Here is a 19,517-nt window from a genome sequence, read left to right as displayed (position 1 = left end):
CATTTGCATAATCCATTTTTAATCTTATACTCTCATCTCTATACTAAAAATATCAAATACAGGTAGAGAGAATGGTTATGGCTAATATTCAAAAATTCGTTGTTAATAATCAACGTACATTAAAGAAAACCTTAAGTTACTACATAATGCATATTACGGTAGCCATGTTAGTTGCCTACTTTGTAACGGGTAATATTTGGATGGCTTTAACATTAAGTATGTTAGAACCAACAGTACAAGCTTTTGCATTTTTCTTTCATGAAAAAGTATGGGCAGCAAAAGACCGCCGTATATCAGCTTTAAGCGAAAACGAGACGACTGCTTAGATTAAGATTAATACGCTAAATCACAACTTTATAGAACGTTAAGCTGCAAGCATGATACGATTTTGGCTTGGCAACTTTAGCCTCTCTCGATTTTTCTATTCCAAGTAGAGTTGTATTATGAATCTTGCAGCCTTTGAAGCTTTTGTAAAAGTTATGGAAACAGGTTCGATCTCTGTGGCTGCGGATCAACTATTTATTACCCAACCTGCTGTCACCAAACGTATTCATAGCCTAGAAGAGTACTTTGGCGTAAAGTTATTTGAATCGGCAGGCCGTGGGGTTCAAGCAACTCATGCTGCGCATTCATTATTACCAAAAGTTAAAAGCTGGTTAAATGAACTTCGTGATATTCACCACACGCTAAGTCATGAACAAACCCAAATACAAGGTCGTTTAAAAATCGGGACGAGTCATCACATCGGTTTGCATCACTTGCCTGCTCCGCTTAAACACTTTGTTCAGCAGTTTCCTCAAGTCACGCTAGACGTACATTTTGTTGATTCCGAACAAGCACACGAACAGGTACTTGCTGGCGATTTAGAGTTAGCATTTTTAACACTCCCGCCCTCAGGTGATGAGCGTCTTAACTATATTACGATCTGGAATGATCCTTTAGTTTTTGTAGCTGCTCCATTTCATCCATTGGCTCAAAAAAAGAATTTAACCTTACAAGATTTAATTGAATATCCAAGTTTGCTACCTGCCGCACAGACTTATACAGCTCAAATCACTTTAGCTGAGTTTGAAAAACAAGGCCTTAAACCGAAAATTACCATGAGCAATAACCCACTAGAGTCAATTCGTATGTTGGTTTCTATTGGTTTAGGTTGGTCAGTTTTACCAAAAACTCTGCTGAATCAAGATATGCAGCAGCTTGATTTAAATGTCGAGATGAACCGTCAGCTAGGTATGGTATGGCATCCTGCACGTACTCAATCTAGAGCCATGCAAGAGTTGATTAAAATGATGCAAGAATAACGGTATTAATGGCTATATTTTTTAACAAGGATATAAATCAAAGCCGCGAAAGGTAGTAGTAAAAATAGAACGCCCCAACTGAAACATATAGCAGCGAAAATAATTCCGCCAAGTGCACTCATAAACAGTAAAGCAATGATATAAATAAGTAACTCACCAAAAATAGCGGTAATGAGCTGATCTATAAATTCTTGAAAGAAACCATTGCTACCTTTACTTTTAGTGCGCTTATTTTTAGTCATGCTATTTTAATTAATAAATTTATATATTGATTAGAAATAATACTATAAATATATACCCTTTACTCTACTATCATTATACTTTTCACTTAAGATTCATGAGCGTGAAGAATCAATATTCAAAGATAATTAAAATCGGTTTATATATATTTATAACTTTAGCTATCTTAGTTCTAGTTACATTTATTTGGTTTAAACCGATACGTGTTATTTTCGCCCATCACCTTTCATTGTTACATTGTGATGGTCAAGTCTGTGTAGATGATCCAAAGACACAGCCTCTTGCAAAGACACTTTATAATCAGGCATTAAAAGAGACCCAAAATAAAGTAGGTGCTTTTCATCAACAACCCACTATGGTTTTTTGCTCAACTCCACAATGTGCAAATACCTTTGGTATGGAAAAAGCAGCCGCTAAAGCGGTTGGTAATTTGGGGTTATTGGTTGCACCGCGAGGCTGGAAAGATTTCTATATCACTCATGAGCTTATTCATCATCGACAAGTAGAAGAATGGGGAAATATAGCAATGCTAACTAAACCTAAATGGCTGGTAGAAGGCATGGCTTATAGCTTAAGTGATGACCCACGACCTACTTTATCGGTTCCTTTTCAACAATGGCGAGCTCAATTCAAGCTTTGGCATCAACAAAATCCTGATTCAAATATTTGGCTTACCACAGAGAAAGTTAAATAATTTATTAGAGAGCTTCCGGAATATTACATTTTTCTAGGAAGCTCTTGCTTTAAATTAAATCGACCAGTCCTGAATTTCCCAGTTGTGCTCTTGAGCTAACTTTTCAAGGCGATCATCAGGGTTGACTGCAATCGCATGCGTTGCATATTCAAGTAAAAAACGGTCATTAATTGAATCTGAATAAGCCCAAGACTCAGAAACGCTACGACCGTCCAGCCATGCCTCAAGACGTGCAAGTTTGCCCTTTTGATAACACGCTAAACCCGCCACTTTACCTGTATATTTACCATCAGCAACCTCGGCGTTAGTTGCTAAGATTTCAGTAATTCCAAATTCACGGAAAATCGGCGCAGTAATAAAATCACTTGTTGCTGTAATACCTACAATGGTATGGCCTAAATCTTGATGTTTTTTGATTGCATCAAAACCTTTTGGTCGCATTTGAGGGCGGATCACTTTTTCCATAAACAACTGATGAAGCTCAGTTAAGTAGTTATTGTCATGCTTTGTTAAAAAGCCGAAAACAAACTCATTATAAGCATATGGATCTAGTTGCCCTGCTTTGTAGTCTTCATAAAATTTATCATTCATCTGACGATGATGAACCGGATCAACCAAACCTTCATTGACTAAAAATTCACCCCACGAGTGGTCTGAATCGGTATTTAACAAGGTATGGTCTAAATCAAACAACGCCAGTTTCATGAAAATTCTCGTTTAAACTGAAATTTAAGAAAAAAAATGTAAATCTATCTCCGCTAGTCGATAGAAATTCGTTAAGATCGTAACAATTTAAACATTTTACTTTGATCTTTTCGAGCTGGACATAAAAAAGTGTTTGTCCCCGTGATCGAAGTCAACGATATAGACAATATTTAGGTAGCCAAATGATCGACTCAGAAGGTTTCCGACCCAATGTCGGGATCATTTTGGCAAACGATGATGGACAGGTTTTATGGGCAAAGCGCATTGGTCACAATGCTTGGCAATTTCCACAAGGAGGCATCCAGTTTGGAGAAACCCCTGAACAGGCACTTTTTCGAGAACTGAGAGAAGAAATCGGCTTATTGCCCGAGCATGTCCAGATTATTGCGCAAACCAAAGGATGGCTGCGTTATCGTTTGCCACATCGGTATATTCGGTCAGACTCTGACCCCGTATGTATCGGACAGAAACAGAAATGGTTTTTACTGAAGTTAACTGCGCCTGCAAAAAACATTCAGTTAAACCTCGCCGACCCGCCTGAATTCGATGAATGGCAGTGGGTTAGCTATTGGTATCCTCTTGGTCAAGTGGTGAACTTCAAACGTGATGTTTACCGTAAAGCCATGGTGGAGTTGTGTACACAGTTGCCAGTGCAACAATTACCCTAAAAATCATTTATCTAGCAAATGATTTTTATTAAAAGTGCTGTTATAAATACATTCATAGTCTAAAAAAATACTGGAGTATACATCCATGTCAAACATGCAACTCGACACTCTAAGACGCATTGTCCAAGAGATTAATGCGTCCGTGAGTTTGCATGAATCGTTAGACATTATGGTCAATCAGGTTGCTGAGGCCATGAAAGTGGATGTTTGCTCTATTTATTTACTCGATGAACGCAATCAACGTTATGTATTGATGGCCTCAAAAGGCTTAAATCCAGAATCTGTTGGGCATGTTTCATTGCAGTTAGGTGAAGGCTTGGTGGGTCTGGTTGGGCAACGTGAAGAAATTGTTAACCTTGACAATGCGCCAAAGCACGAACGCTTTTTGTATTTACCTGAAACGGGCGAAGAAATTTATAACTCATTCCTTGGCGTACCCGTCATGTATCGCCGTAAGGTTATGGGTGTTTTAGTTGTCCAAAATCGACTTCCTCAAGATTTTAGTGAAGCTGCCGAATCATTTTTAGTCACCTTATGTGCACAGCTCTCAGGTGTTATTGCACATGCGCATGCGGTTGGAAATATTGATGTATTTCGTAAGCCAAGCAATGGGCCTGCCTATAAGACCTTTCAAGGCGTTTCCGGTGCAGGTAGGGTGGCTTTAGGTCGCGCTATTATTTTATATCCGCCTGCCGACTTAGGTTCAGTACCTGACCGCGAAGCAGAAGATATCAGCGATGAACTCCGCATTTTAGATCAAGCTATTTCATCGGTACGTTCAGAGATTCGTTCTTTAGATGAAAAAATGCATGACTCGCTCATGGCAGAAGAACGTGCTTTGTTTAGCGTATTCTTAAGAATGCTAGATGAAAATGCCTTACCTGCAGAAATTAAAGAACTGATCCGTGATGGGCATTGGGCACAAGGTGCAGTGCGCCGTGTAATTGAAAAACACACTGCCCTATTTGCACAAATGGAGGACGATTATCTTCGTGAACGCGTTTCTGACCTTAAAGACTTAGGGCGACGTATTCTAGCGTGCTTACAAGAAGAAGATTCAAGCCATCGTGAACTTAGCCCAGACAGTATTTTAATTGGTGAAGAAATTAGTACCGCTGCGCTAGTAGAATTACCAGTAGATAATATCGCAGCGATTGTGACGTCAGAAGGCGCAGCCAATTCGCATATGGTGATTGTTGCCCGTGCATTAGGGATTCCAAAGGTGGTCGGCGTAACCGAACTGCCTGTAAATACGCTTGATGATGCAGAAATGATTGTGGATGCCTATCAGGGCCGTGTTTTTGTAAACCCTCCACGTCGTTTACGTCAACGTTATAAAGAAATTCAAAAAGAAGACGAGCAAATCGCAAAAGATCTCAAACAATATGAGACCAAAGAAGCGATTACACCAGATGGTGTCTCTGTTCAACTGTTTGTGAACACGGGCCTCATGATCGATGTAGTCCGCGGTGTACAACGTGGCGCTCAAGGTGTGGGTTTGTACCGTAGTGAAATTCCATTCATGTTACGGGAACGTTTCCCGGGTGAAGAAGAACAACGTGCCATCTATCGCCAACAGTTGAGTCACTTTGCCAATAAGCCGGTAGTCATGCGTACCCTAGATATTGGTGCCGATAAAGACTTACCTTACTTCAGTATTGAAGAAGAGAACTCGGCATTAGGGTGGCGCGGTATTCGTTTCACGCTCGACCATCCGGAGATTTTCTCAGCACAAATCCGGGCAATGCTTAAAGCCAGTATTGGTTTAAATAATTTGCATATCCTATTGCCAATGGTAACGACAGTAAGTGAAGTCGAAGAAGTACTTTATTTACTTGAGCGTGACTGGATTGCAGTACAAGAAGAAGAACAAGTTAAAATTACTAAACCAAAAATCGGGATTATGGTTGAGGTACCGAGTGTACTGCTACAAATTGATGAGTTCGCAGAACTTGTCGATTTCTTCTCGGTTGGTTCAAATGACTTAACTCAATACTTACTTGCTGTGGACCGTAATAATCCGCATGTCGCAAACGTCTATTCACACTTCCATCCGTCTATTTTGCGGGCTTTAACTCGACTCGTGAAGGAATGTCATAAATACCAAAAACCGGTAAGTATTTGTGGTGAGATGGCGGGTGATCCGTTATCGGCAATCTTACTGATGGCCATGGGCTTTAATACCCTTTCGATGAGTTCAAGTAACATCCTGCGTGTCCGAAAAGCAATTTGCCATGTCCCAATGTCAGATGCCCAAAAGCTGCTTGATGATGTCATGAAAATGAATAATCCGCTTATTGTAAAAAGCTGGCTTGAGTACTACTTTAAAACTCACGGTCTAGCCGATATGGTTAAATCTAACCGCCTTGTAAGCGTATAAATATTTAAAAAAGGAGAGTCAAAAAGCTCTCCTTTTTCAATTCATCTATTTTTAAATTTTCTCTTCATTTTTAAGCTTCCACTTAGCGCACTCCTGATCTTTAATCCCCCAAAAATCGGTTTTACCAATTAATATGGACAATTTAATCCATTTGAAAAATAAACAATCAGATTCTAGTATATTTAAAGAACGAAATTGAAAGATATTGCGATGTTTCAATGATTAAGGAGCTCATGCTATGCGTCATTATTTGCAAAATTTGAACCATTTTCCCTCTTGTTTTTTAGCCTTCATGCAGTAAATTGAAGGAATAATAAACAAAGGAAACTCATGTATTGTTGAATAAAACTGATGAGCTGACATAACAGTGAAAAATTTTTAAAACGGTTTCTCTCACCATTTGTTCTCTCATTTCTTTATTCGATACGCATCATTTTTTTAACCCAGAAGTCCAGGAAAATGAGCCTTCAGTTTTATTAAGAGCTCAATAAATATTACCCAGAGAGAATATAATCATGTCAAACGAATCAAAATGTCCTTTTTCAGGTCATAACTCAAAACCGCAAGTAACAGTCGGTGGTGGCACGGCTAATTTACACTGGTGGCCAAATCAATTACGTGTTGACTTACTTAATCAACATTCAGAACGCTCTAATCCACTCGGTAAAGATTTTAATTACCGTCAAGAATTTAAAAAACTCGACTACTACGCACTTAAAGCCGATATCAAAAATGTATTAACCGATTCCCAAGACTGGTGGCCAGCCGACTGGGGAAATTATACGGGCTTATTTATCCGTTTAGCGTGGCATGCTGCCGGTACATATCGTATGGGCGATGGCCGTGGTGGTGCCGGTCGTGGTCAACAACGTTTTGCTCCATTAAATAGTTGGCCTGACAATGCAAGTTTAGATAAAGCACGCCGTTTACTATGGCCAGTTAAACAAAAATACGGTCAAAAAATATCTTGGGCCGATTTATTTATTCTTGCCGGGAACATCGCACTTGAGTCTTCTGGTTTCCGTACCTTTGGTTTTGGTGCCGGTCGTGAAGATGTTTGGGAACCAGACAACGATGTAAACTGGGGCGATGAAAAAGAATGGTTAGCTCATCGTAACTCTGAAGCATTGGCGGGCAGTAATCTTGCTGCAACCGAAATGGGCCTAATTTATGTGAACCCTGAAGGACCACAAGCGAGTGGTGACCCACGATCAGCAGCACCGTTTATTCGTGCCACTTTCGGCAACATGGCAATGGATGATGAAGAAATTGTTGCCTTGATTGCTGGCGGTCATACTTTAGGTAAAACTCACGGCGCTGCCTCTGCTGACCATGTCCAAGCAGACCCAGAAGGTGCACCAATTGAACAAATGGGCTTTGGTTGGGCAAACAGCTATGGCACAGGTGTCGGTAAAGATGCGATCACTTCAGGTTTAGAAGTTATTTGGTCACAAACGCCAACACAATGGAGCAATTACTTCTTTGAAAACCTCTTCAAATACGAATGGGTACAAGAACGTTCACCTGCTGGCGCAATTCAATGGGTAGCGGCAGATGCTGAAGCAATCATTCCAGATCCTTTCGACCCATCAATTAAACGTAAGCCAACCATGCTTACTACAGATTTGACCTTACGTTTTGACCCTGAGTTTGAAAAGATCTCTCGTCGTTTCCTTAACGATCCACAAGCCTTTGCCAATGCTTTTGCTCGTGCTTGGTTTAAATTAACTCACCGCGATATGGGACCAAAAGCACGTTATTTAGGTCCAGAAGTTCCTGCTGAAGATTTAATTTGGCAAGATCCATTACCTGCTGCTAGCGCTACACCATCTTCTGCAAGCATTGCTGATGCAAAAGCAAAAATCGTTGCTCTAGGGTTATCTGCTGGTGAGTTGGTTTCCCTTGCATGGGCATCTGCATCAACATTCCGTGGTGGAGATAAACGTGGTGGTGCAAACGGTGCACGTATTGCTTTATCACCACAACGTGAGTGGGAAGTAAACAAAAAAGCTGTTGAGACTTTAACTAAAATTGAAGAGCTCAAGGCATCAACCCAATTGTCATTGGCGGATTTAATCGTGTTAGCTGGTAATGTTGGTGTAGAGCAAGCTGCTCAAGCAGCAGGTTTCAATATTACCGTTCCGTTTGCCCCTGGTCGTGTTGACGCATTACAAAGTCAAACCGATGTTGAATCATTCCAATTACTGCTCGGTCTTGCTGACGGTTTCAGAAATTGGAAAAAACAGGGAGTCAACACACCAGCTGAAGTCTTATTAATTGATAAAGCACAACAACTGACTTTGACTGCACCAGAGTTAACTGCATTGATTGGTGGTTTACGTGTACTAGGCACTAACTGGGATGGTTCTCAACATGGTGTCTTCACTCAGCAAGTTGGTGTACTCAGCACAGACTTCTTCACAAACTTACTCGACATGTCGAATGTATGGGCACCTGTTGATTCAACAAGTGAAGTATTTGAAGGTAAAGACCGTAAATCAGGCACAGTGAAATTTACCGCAACACGTAATGATTTAGTCTTTGGTTCGAATTCTATCTTACGTGCATTAGCAGAGGTTTATGCTCAGGCAGATGGTAAAGAAAAATTTGTTCAAGACTTTGTTGCTGCATGGACTAAAGTCATGAATCTTGACCGTTTTGACTTAGCTTAATTTAAGCCAAAATAATAAAAAGCCAGTTCAAATTGAACTGGCTTTTTTAATACAAAACAATGAATTTTAGACAGTCAATTTATGCCCTTCTCGAATGCAATAAAAAGGATTAGCAAGCTTTGATGAAGCTTTAATGGCTTGAGCTAACGCATGTTCAGGATCTTCACGCCCCTCATCCGTTAACTGAAAAGTTCGATAGTGAATTGCCACAGACCGATGTGCTTGTAAATCTAAATGCGCATGAACTGCATCTTGCGGATTCATATGAACATAGCTCATTAATTTACGAGGTTCATAAGCTCCGATTGGAAGTAAGGCCACACGCGGCGCGCCATAGCGCGTATGAATTTGTTTGAAGTGGCCCGCATAACCGGTATCACCCGCAAAGAAACAATGTCCTGTTTTGGCCAAAACCGAAAAACCGCCCCAAAGTGCCTTATTTTGGTCACGTAAACCCCGCCCCGAGCCATGCTGAGCAGGTGTATAAACAATTCTTAATTCGTGATAAGGAATTTCCTGCCACCAATCCATTTCAATTACATGGAACTCTTTAGGTAAGTAAAATCCGTTGCCAAGCCCTGTATAAATCGGCATAGCAAACTTCTTATGCAGCCACTCAAGCGTTGCTAAATCCATATGGTCATAATGGTTATGGCTCAACAATACCCCATGAATGGTAGGTAACTGTTCTAAAGCAAAACCCGCTGGGCATACACGGCGTGGACCACGGCCATGTAAAGGACTTGCGTAGTCACACCATACCGGATCGGTAATAAAGTTATAAGGTCCAATTTGAATGAGTACCGTAGCATGCCCTACAAACCAAACTTGCCAATCATCTAAATCCGCATGTGGACGGTTTTGTGGTAAAGCAATTGGTGTATTAACACGTACATCATATTCATTCTGAATATCAACATTCCAAGTATAAGACTCACGAGTGACTAACCAACGCAATAACTCTTTCGATCCTCGTGCAGGCGATCTAGGCTGCTGATTATAAAAACGGGTATCATTTTCATGGCCCAGTTCAGGATGACAAAAAGGTGGTTTTATCCATGTATGCGTCCAACAGGACTGAGTCGGCAATTGATAAGTTAATGTCGGCTTGTCTTTCATGGGCTTATTCTATGGTTGTAGCATCAGGAGGATGAATCATTCAGTTTTCTATCTTAGCGATTTAAATAAATTAAGCTATGACACTTACACTTATTTATCATATAAATATCCCTTTTATTTTTGTCACAGCCGACATAGATCAATCTAAAGTGCCACAAAAAATGTTTAGATGTGTTGAGTTTGTGATTCGTTAATTACTATTCTTATTAAAAGCTACTGTATAACATAACAATAGAATATAATAAGCAAAGACTTACAACAGAGGTGAGCTAGTTTCTTTGTGGTTAATCTCTTATTTTTAAAACTGCTCAATTTTATCAATTTTGCTTCATATATAAACTATTAAACCAAGTAGCACATGCATTGAAAAAATTAAAAAAAATAGCAAGATGAACCGAAACATTTATTAACAAAATACTCCTTACACATTTTTTGTTAGAAATTAAGATTCTCAATTGTTAAATTAACAATACTTTTTTTCATAATATGAGAAAACTTTAAGTGAATTTCTGAAAAGTAATTTAAATTTCTTTTCTAAATTTAAAATCACTTTGGTTATGAATATGAATTAATATATTTTACAAATTAATAATTAAATAAAATTTCATATTAATTTCATAATGATTTATAAATTTTCATTTATTTTATAAATACCTAAAGCACCTTCACGCTATATAGTTTTATGCTTTATACTTTACTTAAATCATAGTAAGACATTTTTTGGATTAGTCTTATGGAATTACGCCATCTTCGATATTTCATTACAGTTGCTGAAGAATTAAATTTTAGTAAGGCCGCTCTCAAACTCTATACTGCTCAACCCTCCCTTAGCCAACAAATTAAAGATTTAGAAGAAGATGTCGGGGTACGACTTTTAAACCGCACAAAACGTAAAGTTGAGTTAACAGAAGAAGGTGAAGTATTTTTAGAGCATGCCCGTTTAACGCTTGCTCAAGCTGATAAAGCAGTAGCGATGGCCCGCCAAGTCTCAAAGGCTAAACAACAATTATTACGTATCGGTTTCGTCCCCATAGCAGAAATGAAAATTTTTCCATACGTACTTCCAAATCTGCGCTTACAACACCCTGACCTCACCATTGAATTATCAAGTTTAAATAACGCTGAGCAACTCAAAGCCTTAAAAAGAGGTGAACTCGACATCACGTTTACCCGTGATAATACTGAAAATGATGAAATCCAAAGCCAATTTGTCTTAACAGAACCTTTAATTTTTTTATTACCAAGAAACCATCCACTTGCGAAATATGACCGTATTCCGGTCAAAGCTTTGCATGGTATTGATTTTATTATTCCGGCAGCTGAACAATCTAATACACTACACAATACAATTTTAGAGTTTACTAAAACTCATGGTATTGACCTCAATATTGTACAAAAGGCCGATAGCATTTTACTTAATATAAACTCTATTGGTTCAGGCTTAGGTTGTACTATTTTACCTGCCTATGTCGCGCCTTTAGGGGTCTCTAACACTGTAGTTCGCCCTCTAGATGTCGAATTACCTTCTTTAGATTTATTTGTTAGTTATCGTAAAAATACAGAGTCAGTCGGTGTAAAAAGATTTATTGATCAACTCAACAAAGTATTTCATCTTGATAAAAATCTAGATTAAACACTTTAGGTATATTGACGCTTATTATTAAAGAATAAATGAGTTAGAAAATTTAAATGTATGTATAAATAAATGAAATTAAAATTTATTTAATATCTTTTATCGATTAATTAATTTGAGATAATTTTTATTATATTTTAGATTGTCACACTTAATAAAAACAAAAATGACGATCTAAAGTATAAAGGTTATATAAAACCTAATGTTAAATTAACCAAACAGTAAAAAATATATTTAAGATAACAGCAAGGAGAGTTAACAAGATGGTTGGACTATTTCAGCATTTAGGACGTAGTGTACAAAACCGCCCTCACTTCTTTATTGCTTTAATTTTTGGAGTAGTTGTTGCAAGTTTATTGGCATGGCTCACTTCATGGAAATGGTCTACCATTTTATTAGCAAGCTGGAATGGCTCGATCAGTTTATATTTACTCCATGTCTGGAAACTGATGAGAAGTGCCGACCATTCACAAATGCAACAGCAAGCCAAAAAACAGGACGAAAGTAAATGGGTCATTATGCTCATTGTTTTATTGGCCATCACAATGAGTCTAGTTGCAATTTTGGTACAACTTTCCCAGCTCCCTTCTGGGCATTATGAAAAGTTAGGACATGTAGCGTTAGCTTTACTCACCATTATTTCAGCATGGCTTTTCATGCATACCGTTTTCGCTTTGCATTATGCCCATGACTTTTATATGGCTCTATCCAGAAATGAAGAGAATGGTGGATTAGACTTCCCGGGTACCGAACATCCGACCTACCCTGACTTCTTATATTTTAGCTATATTATTGGCACCTCAGCACAAACCGCCGATGTTTCAATTACCAACAAACATATGCGTCTTTTAAACTTATTTCATGCTGTATTATCTTTTGGCTTCAACACGACCATTTTAGCGATTTGTATTAACGTTGCTGCTGGCTTTCTTACCAACTAAGACCTTTATTTAAAAACAAAAAAAGCCCCATTTAGAGGGCTTTTAAGAATAACTATACTTACAACAGTTGGCCCATACTGCTTTGTTTTAAGCCTTCGCGCTGTTTGATCGTTTCAACATAACGTGTAATAGCTGGGTGCGATTCAATCGTTTTCATTTTTAATTGCCATAATAGCATGGCTCCAACACTTACATCTGCAGCGGTAAATTGTTCACCACATACATACGGATTTGCTTCACTCAGTCCTTGAACTAAAGCTTGATAAGCATCGTTATAATCACCATAACCCACAAACATTTTTTGCTCAGGTGCGATTTCTATTCCTAAAGCTTTATCGACACCAGCAGCTTCCCAAGGACCCGCCATCATAAAAAGCCAACGATAGTACAAACCACGTTTCGGATCATCTAAAGCAGGTGCCAAACCTTTGTCACTAAATTTGTCTGCCAGATATGCACAAATTGCACCTAATTCATAAATAACGACATCGCCATCTACCAATACAGGCACTTTCCCAAACGGGTTAAGCTTTAAATATTCTGGTGATTTCATCTCGGTTCGGTATGCTACTTCAATACGTTCACATTCCACACCAAGTTCAACCAAAAGCCAGTCTATAACGACACCACGCGATTCATTGTTAGTATAAAGTTTAAGACTCATTCTTATTGCTCCTTGTTTATCGTGATTCCTAGTCTACAAATACCTTTTGTCAGTTTTTGTCAGTAGTCCTTTGCATTTCTTGTTTCCACCATCTTTGAAACAGATGTTTTTTAAATTCAGGATATATTTCCTCACTCATTTGCAAGTTATGAATACGATCTATCCGAAAATGGCGAAAGGCCTGCCGTAATTCACACCAAGCAGCAAGTACAACTTTGTCATGTAAATACCCTAAAGCAAAAGGCCAAAGAGAACGTTGACTCATACGCTTGTGTTCATCGCAATAATCGACTTTGATCTTTACTTGTTTACGAATCGCTAAACGTACTTGTTCTACTAAAGCTTCATCAACCGGATGCCAGTAATGTGTAACACCTAGCGTCATGTCATCGATCAAATATTTCCGGTGCTCTGGTAAAACTGCATAAAGTTTGGAATAAATTGAAACGGCTGCCGATTTCATTGCCTGATCTGGAACGTCTTTCAACCACTCTAAAGCTAAAAATAGAGCCTCGGCTTCATTCTCATTAAAAGTAACCGGTGGTAATAAAATGTCTTCTTTAAGCTGAAACCCCAAACCTGCCGATGCATCTATTCTCACACCTTGAGCACGTAAACTATCAATATCACGGTAAATGCTGCGAATACTAATTCCCAAGCATTCAGCCAAGACTTGAGCAGTAACGGGATAACGAGATTCACGGAGTTGCTGTAAAAGATTTAATAGACGAATAGAGCGGCTCATTTTTTCTCTTCTTATTGTTCTTTAGTTTTAAAAAGAAGGAGGAATAAATTCCTCCTTCTTACATCATTTTAAATTACGCTACGTCTACAGTAGATAACTTTGCATACTCTCTTAAAAAGTTGTGCAGCTCAGATACATCTTTAGCAATGGTTAAAGGCTGGAACTGTTGTAGAACTTCGACCGAGTGCACTCCATAGCCCACCCCAATACGAGGCATACCTAAACGCTGAGCCATTTCAAGGTCATAACTACTATCACCAATCATAACTGCCTGTTCGACACTTACTCCAGTTACAGTCAAGATTTCTTGTAACATGAGCGGATCTGGTTTTGAACGGGTTTCATTGGCTGCTCGAGTAACATCAAACAGATGAGTACTCTGTGTTTTTGCAATCACACGGTCTAATCCACGACGGTTTTTACCCGTCGCAACTGCAAGTTTTAAACCTTGAGCTTTTAAGTCATGAAGTAGTTCAGAAATACCTTCAAACCATGCATCATTTGTCGAGTTGGCAATATAGTGATCGCCATATGCTTTTAAAATCGAATCATGCAAATCAGGTACTTCTGGAAATAAGGTCTGCATCACTTCCGGCAAACCTAAACCGATAATACTCTTTGCGGCTTCATCAGTCAGAGTTAACTTATGCTCTTCTGCCGCATGCTGTAAACTTGCAACAATCTGACCAACAGAATTATATAAAGTACCATCCCAGTCAAAAATCACTAATTCGGTTTTCAGACTCATTTTGCTACTCTCAAAGCCTCTAATAACTGGGTCATGTCTTCTGGCAACGGTGCTTCAATCGTTGGATAACCCGGAATATCCAAACGCATGGCATGTAAACACAAACGGCGTGCTTCAGGCCCCGTATATGCAGTGTTGTGCCCATATTTATCATCGCCAACCAACGGATGTCCAATACTTAAACCATGTACACGAATTTGATGGGTACGGCCTGATAAAGGAGATGCATGAACTAAAGTGGCATTTTTAAAGCGCTCTGCAACCACCCATTCGGTTTTACTTGGCTTACCTTCTTTAGATACACGTACACGACGTTCGCCATTGGCTAACTCATAACGAAATAAAGGCGCATCAATGAGCTGTTTATCAAGACTCACCTGACCTTTTACAATCGCTGCATAGGTCTTACGAATTTTGTGTTCACGCAACATATCTTGTAGCAGTTTTAAAGTGCTACGCTTCTTACTAATCATAACTAGGCCAGAAGTATCGCGGTCAATACGGTGAATCAGTTCTAAATATTTTTTACCTGTTGCCGCACGTAGTGCCTCAATCAAACCATAAGCCACGCCACTACCGCCATGTACAGCAATACCTGATGGTTTATTTACAACTAATAGTCCTTCATCTTCATAGACCACACGGCTTAATAAACCTTGAGCCACACTGTCGCTTACAGGAACAGCAGTTTCATCTTTTTGTTCATAGCGAATAGGCGCAACACGAATCTGGTCCCCAATTGCAAGTTTGGTCTCGGCTTTAATACGTTTTTTATTCACGCGAACCTGACCTTCACGAATCAAACGATAAATTCGACTCTTTGGCACCCCCTTTAAACGTGAAAACAGGAAATTATCGATTCGTTGTCCTGCTTGATGCTCATCCACCTCAAACCAAGTGACACTTTGCCATTGCTGTGTAGAATTCATACTAATATTTAAACCTGAAATTTTACGAAATTTGATTAATAAATGACCGATTAGCTTAGTTTTTTCACAAGAAATCTAAGCTTAGCCCATAGGCAGATGCTGCAAGGTTTGATATAGTCAGCGCACGGATACCACCGTAAGTGAACATCTAAAGGGAAATTTCCCTGATTGAAACCTCAATCAAAATGATGCTTTCATCACCAGCTCGGACAGGTCCTAAAGAATTATGCCGACGCCGAAGGCTTATTATATCGGCAAAATGACAAACTGTTGCGTTTAATTCAGTTTGTTCAAAAAAATATGTTACCAACTCTAGTTGGTTATGGAACGTAAACTGATACACATCAGACAAATCGCTCCTTAATGTTGCCTTCAGGCTAAAGCGTTGATGCATTGGAACTGCCGAAAGCACCGATACGATGAGCATTCCGTATCAAACTTCCAATAAAGAAGTCACTTCGCGCCCAATGACAGTGAAAGTCATTAACCAATGCACCGCTCACCCGCCAGTGAAGCAAAAAGGAATTCCGATTTAAAGGTTGAAGCAGTATTGCCTACATCACAGACGAGAATCGAAGCTAAGGCTAAATGTAGCCGGTAACAGATGACTCAGACCACAAGTATTTTGAGATCTGGGAAATGATCCGTCATGTTCGATGTTCGTTCAGAACCTTTAAGTTTGTTTGGTTTGTTTGTGTGAGTCACTATTAGGTGTCACACCCATGAAACGTATGTTGATTAATGCAACTCATGCCGAAGAAGTTCGCGTTGCACTTATCACTGGTAATCGTCTTTACGATTTTGATTTAGAGAATCGTACCCGAGAACAGAAAAAATCCAATATCTATAAAGGCCATGTCACCCGCGTAGAACCATCTTTAGAAGCTGTTTTTGTTGAATATGGCGCAGGTCGTCAAGGCTTCTTGTCTATGCGTGAAATTGCGAATAGCTATTTTCAGGCAGACCCACGTCAAACTTCAAACATTCGTGAACTTATTACTGAAGGCACAGAGCTTTTAGTTCAGGTTGAAAAGGAAGAACGTGGTAATAAGGGTGCAGCACTTTCTACGTTTATTTCCCTTGCAGGCCGTTATTTAGTTCTTATGCCAAATAACCCGAAAGGTGGTGGTATTAGCCGTCAAATTTCAGGTTCAGTACGTGAAGAATTAAAAGAAATTTTAGCTTCTTTAAATGTACCTCGTGGTATGAGCGTGATTGTACGTACCGCAGGTATTGGGCGTACCCAAGAAGAATTACAACTCGATTTGCAACACTTGCTTGACCTTTGGGCACAAATCCAAGGTACAGCGAGCTCAGGCCCATCTCCAATGCTTGTTCATCAGGAAGCGGGTGTGGTAACACGTGCAATTCGTGATTACTTACGTGATGACGTTGCTGAAATCTTAATTGATAGCGAACAGGCTTATAACGAAGCATATAACTTTGTTAAAGCAGTGATGCCGCGTCAATTAGACAAATTAAAAACTTATACTTTAAACGAGCCATTGTTTGCTCATTTTGGTATTGAAAGCCAAATTCAAACTGCTTATGAGCGTGAAGTAAAACTTCCTTCTGGCGGTTCAATCGTCATTGACCAGACTGAAGCTTTAGTTTCAATCGATATTAACTCTGCGAAATCGACTCGTGGTCATGATGTTGAAGAAACTGCACTGAATACTAACCTTGAAGCAGCAGAAGAAATTGCTCGCCAGCTTCGTTTACGTGACATTGGCGGTTTAGTTGTTATCGACTTCATCGATATGACTAAAGAACGCAATCAACGTATGGTTGAAGCAAAACTTCGTGAAGCAACACAAAGCGATCGTGCCCGTATCCAGTTCGGTCAATTGTCTCGTTTTGGCTTAATGGAAATGAGCCGCCAACGCTTACGTCCATCGCTTGAAGAAGCAACTGGTTATGTATGCCCTCGCTGTCATGGTACAGGCATGGTTCGTGACTTACGTTCGCTTTCTCTTTCAATTATGCGTAAAGTTGAAGAGATTGCACTTCGTGAACGTCATGGTGAAGTTCAGGTTGAAGTTCCAGTTGAAATTGCAGCCTTCTTGCTTAATGAAAAACGCCATAGTCTGGTGTATTTAGAGCAAACTTCTGGTGTACGTGTGACTGTATTACCACACCCGCACTTAGAAACTCCACATTACGAAATTGCATATAACCCAGATGGCTTTGCTCCATCTAGCTATGAACGTACAGAAGCAACCCGTTCTAGCGAGAAAGAGTTAGGTTATGAGTCTTCTGAATGGCATTTAGAAGAAGCAGATCATGGCCATGCTCATGTAACTGCTACAGCTTCAACTCATGCTGCGGCTCAGAAAAAAGCAAATCATGCAACTCAACCTGTAGCACAACCTTCTGCTCAAAAAGCAGCAAGCCCATGTGCATGGTTAGAAAACCTGTTTGTTCAAAAACAAGCGCAAACAGTTGATCAATCTCGTTCAGCACAAAATGCTGCTGCTGCGATTGAGCAAATGGTGAATACAGGCGCAGTAAGCCGCGGACAGTTCGGTCAAGTAGCCGTACCTGCTGTTGCAGAAGTTGCGCCAGTTCAATCAAATAACGCTTATATTTCACAGTCACCTGTGAAACAAGACGTTCGTGAACATGTTGAAAAAGATGATAAATCTCAGCAACAACGTCAGAACAACAAAAAGCGTAAACATAAAGAGCAACGTGAACAACATCACCAATCACATGAACAGCAACATCAAGTTCATGAAGAAGTGGTTCAATTGTCACGCCAAGAACAACGTGAGTTAAAACGTCAGCAAAAACGTCAACAGCAGCAAGATCAGCAACATCAAAATAATGATGTACAACACACTGAAAATGCTGTGCCACGTCGTGACCGTAATAATCAACAACGTCCAAACCGTCCAAATCGCCACCGCGATCCAAGTGTATTAAATGAAAATCAAAATACACCGGTTGTTGTTGATGAAAAACAAATTAAGGTTGATGTGATTGATGCACCTAAGCATGATGTCATGAACACTGCTTTAATCATCAATGTTGATCAAGGTCAAAGTGAGATTGTTGCACTTACACCTGAGCGTCGTCACGTTGAGCGAGTTGAAACGACTTCTACTGAAGTTGCTCAAGAGCCAACTCCAGCTCCTGTTGTAGCCGAGAAAGCTGCTGTAGTTGAAACAAAAGAAGAAGCTCAGCCAAGCCAAGAAGCTGCTCAGCCACAAATCAAACGTGCTAGCAATGACCCTCGTATGCGTCGTCGTCAGCAACGTGAGGCTAAACACGCTAAGGCAGCTACGCCATCTATTGTGCCATCGCAAATTCCAACTTTGGCACAACACACAATCGGTAGTTTAATCCGTCATGTGTATGGTGAAGATTGCACCGTATTGATTGAACAATTTGGTCTAGTTCCAACGTTTAATCGTGCTTTGCAGAAATTTGCAGAACAGTACGCAAGTACGTTAGTAGTTGAAGTTACTGCTGAAACGGAAGAGAAAAAGCCGGTAACTCGTGATGCAGAACTTCCAAGCCACAAACCGGCTGAAGAAGCAGAACCTGCACCAGTACTTCCGCTTACTCCGCCACAAGCACCAGCTCCACGTGTTGCAAATGACCCGCGTGAGCGCCGTCGTTTAGCAAAACTTGCTGCGGAACAAGCATTTGAGCAAGTGAAACAACAACATTCTGCTCAAGAAGAAGTTGCTACTCCGGCTCCTGTAGCAGAAGAAACCGTTGCTGCTCCAACTGCTGAAACACAAGCAACAGTTGAACCAGCACAGCAACCGCTTGAACTTAATCAGTCAACTGAAGTCGTACAACCTGAAGCCGCTCCTGCAGAGGAAAAAGCTACAGAAGAAACAGTAGCTGAAGCTCCTGTGGCAAAGGAACCTGCGCCATCAAAAGCAGCAAGCAAAACGAAAGTAGCGGCTGAAGAAACAGTACCTCCGACTGAAGCAACAACTGATGCCGAATCAGAAGACGTTAAGGCAGATAAGGACAAACCGAGCCGCCCTCGTCGCCCTCGTGGCCGTCCGCCAAAAAAAGCTAATCCTGTAGCTGAGTAAGCCATTTGCTCAATTGCAGC

At 40.0% G+C, this 19,517-nt stretch carries 16 protein-coding genes; 9 read left to right on the top strand and 7 right to left on the bottom strand.

Annotated features, from left to right (window positions below; translation table 11 throughout):
• Positions 1-71 precede the first annotated feature (71 nt).
• Positions 72-326, top strand: coding sequence for a DUF2061 domain-containing protein (locus tag GO593_RS08580; RefSeq protein WP_000244900.1), 255 nt, complete (start codon positions 72-74; stop codon positions 324-326).
• A 117-nt stretch (positions 327-443) separates the two neighbouring features.
• A complete protein-coding gene (locus GO593_RS08575) occupies positions 444-1,304 on the top strand; it encodes a LysR family transcriptional regulator (protein ID WP_001046500.1) in 861 nt (286 codons plus the stop codon).
• Between the two features lie 5 nt (positions 1,305-1,309).
• Here the strand turns inward: GO593_RS08575 and GO593_RS08570 are convergent, their stop codons facing one another.
• A complete protein-coding gene (locus GO593_RS08570; RefSeq protein ID WP_000164722.1) occupies positions 1,310-1,546 on the bottom strand; it encodes a hypothetical protein in 237 nt (78 codons plus the stop codon).
• A gap of 95 nt (positions 1,547-1,641) precedes the next feature.
• Between GO593_RS08570 and GO593_RS08565 the strand changes: the two genes are divergently transcribed.
• Positions 1,642-2,238, top strand: coding sequence for a hypothetical protein (locus GO593_RS08565; RefSeq protein WP_000114045.1), 597 nt, complete (start codon positions 1,642-1,644; stop codon positions 2,236-2,238).
• Between the two features lie 54 nt (positions 2,239-2,292).
• Here GO593_RS08565 and GO593_RS08560 read toward each other — a convergent pair whose 3' ends face one another.
• Positions 2,293-2,943, bottom strand: coding sequence for an HAD family hydrolase (locus tag GO593_RS08560; RefSeq protein ID WP_000761586.1), 651 nt, complete (start codon positions 2,941-2,943; stop codon positions 2,293-2,295).
• A 182-nt stretch (positions 2,944-3,125) separates the two neighbouring features.
• On the opposite strand from GO593_RS08560, the gene GO593_RS08555 reads away from it, so the two are divergent.
• The 3 genes from GO593_RS08555 (at position 3,126) to katG (ending at position 8,663) form a co-directional block, all read left to right on the top strand.
• Positions 3,126-3,611, top strand: a complete 486-nt coding sequence (locus tag GO593_RS08555) for an RNA pyrophosphohydrolase (protein ID WP_000567254.1) — start codon at positions 3,126-3,128, stop codon at positions 3,609-3,611.
• An 85-nt stretch (positions 3,612-3,696) separates the two neighbouring features.
• Entirely contained in the window at positions 3,697-5,991 is a 2,295-nt protein-coding gene (gene ptsP, locus GO593_RS08550) for a phosphoenolpyruvate--protein phosphotransferase (RefSeq protein WP_000069130.1), read from the top strand.
• Between the two features lie 515 nt (positions 5,992-6,506).
• Positions 6,507-8,663 (top strand): catalase/peroxidase HPI, encoded by a 2,157-nt coding sequence (gene katG, locus GO593_RS08545; protein WP_000064289.1) that lies wholly within the window; start codon positions 6,507-6,509, stop codon positions 8,661-8,663.
• A gap of 66 nt (positions 8,664-8,729) precedes the next feature.
• Here katG and GO593_RS08540 read toward each other — a convergent pair whose 3' ends face one another.
• Positions 8,730-9,782 carry an MBL fold metallo-hydrolase gene (locus GO593_RS08540; protein WP_000653392.1) on the bottom strand — a complete coding sequence of 351 codons (1,053 nt, stop codon included), beginning with the start codon at positions 9,780-9,782 and terminating at the stop codon, positions 8,730-8,732.
• Between the two features lie 733 nt (positions 9,783-10,515).
• Between GO593_RS08540 and hcaR the strand changes: the two genes are divergently transcribed.
• Both hcaR and GO593_RS08530 read left to right on the top strand, forming a co-directional pair.
• Positions 10,516-11,415, top strand: coding sequence for a DNA-binding transcriptional regulator HcaR (gene hcaR / locus GO593_RS08535; protein ID WP_000423241.1), 900 nt, complete (start codon positions 10,516-10,518; stop codon positions 11,413-11,415).
• 263 nt (positions 11,416-11,678) lie between these two features.
• Complete coding sequence (locus tag GO593_RS08530) at positions 11,679-12,356, top strand: DUF1345 domain-containing protein (protein ID WP_000232918.1); 678 nt, start codon at positions 11,679-11,681, stop codon at positions 12,354-12,356.
• A gap of 58 nt (positions 12,357-12,414) precedes the next feature.
• Here the strand turns inward: GO593_RS08530 and GO593_RS08525 are convergent, their stop codons facing one another.
• The 4 genes from GO593_RS08525 to GO593_RS08510 all read right to left on the bottom strand — a co-directional run bounded on the left by GO593_RS08525 (position 12,415) and on the right by GO593_RS08510 (position 15,442).
• The gene (locus GO593_RS08525) at positions 12,415-13,020 is read right to left on the bottom strand and encodes a glutathione S-transferase family protein (RefSeq protein ID WP_000053842.1); all 606 of its coding nucleotides are present in this window, start codon (positions 13,018-13,020) and stop codon (positions 12,415-12,417) included.
• Between the two features lie 49 nt (positions 13,021-13,069).
• Entirely contained in the window at positions 13,070-13,765 is a 696-nt protein-coding gene (locus GO593_RS08520; protein WP_000091410.1) for a helix-turn-helix transcriptional regulator, read from the bottom strand.
• Positions 13,766-13,838: 73 nt separating this feature from the next.
• The gene (locus GO593_RS08515; protein WP_000054127.1) at positions 13,839-14,513 is read right to left on the bottom strand and encodes an HAD-IA family hydrolase; all 675 of its coding nucleotides are present in this window, start codon (positions 14,511-14,513) and stop codon (positions 13,839-13,841) included.
• Entirely contained in the window at positions 14,510-15,442 is a 933-nt protein-coding gene (locus tag GO593_RS08510) for an RluA family pseudouridine synthase (protein ID WP_001089412.1), read from the bottom strand. The genes GO593_RS08515 and GO593_RS08510 overlap by 4 nt, the downstream gene beginning before the upstream one ends.
• Before the next feature lie 722 nt (positions 15,443-16,164).
• Here GO593_RS08510 and GO593_RS08505 point away from each other — a divergent pair.
• Positions 16,165-19,497: an Rne/Rng family ribonuclease gene (locus GO593_RS08505; RefSeq protein ID WP_000827321.1), complete on the top strand. Its 3,333-nt coding sequence runs from the start codon at positions 16,165-16,167 to the stop codon at positions 19,495-19,497.
• Positions 19,498-19,517 lie beyond the last annotated feature (20 nt).

Source organism: Acinetobacter baumannii (genome assembly GCF_009759685.1).
Taxonomy (GTDB): Bacteria; Pseudomonadota; Gammaproteobacteria; order Pseudomonadales; family Moraxellaceae; genus Acinetobacter; species Acinetobacter baumannii.
The sequence above is the reverse complement of the archived record's forward strand: the minus strand, read 5'-3'. Positions and strand labels throughout refer to the sequence as shown.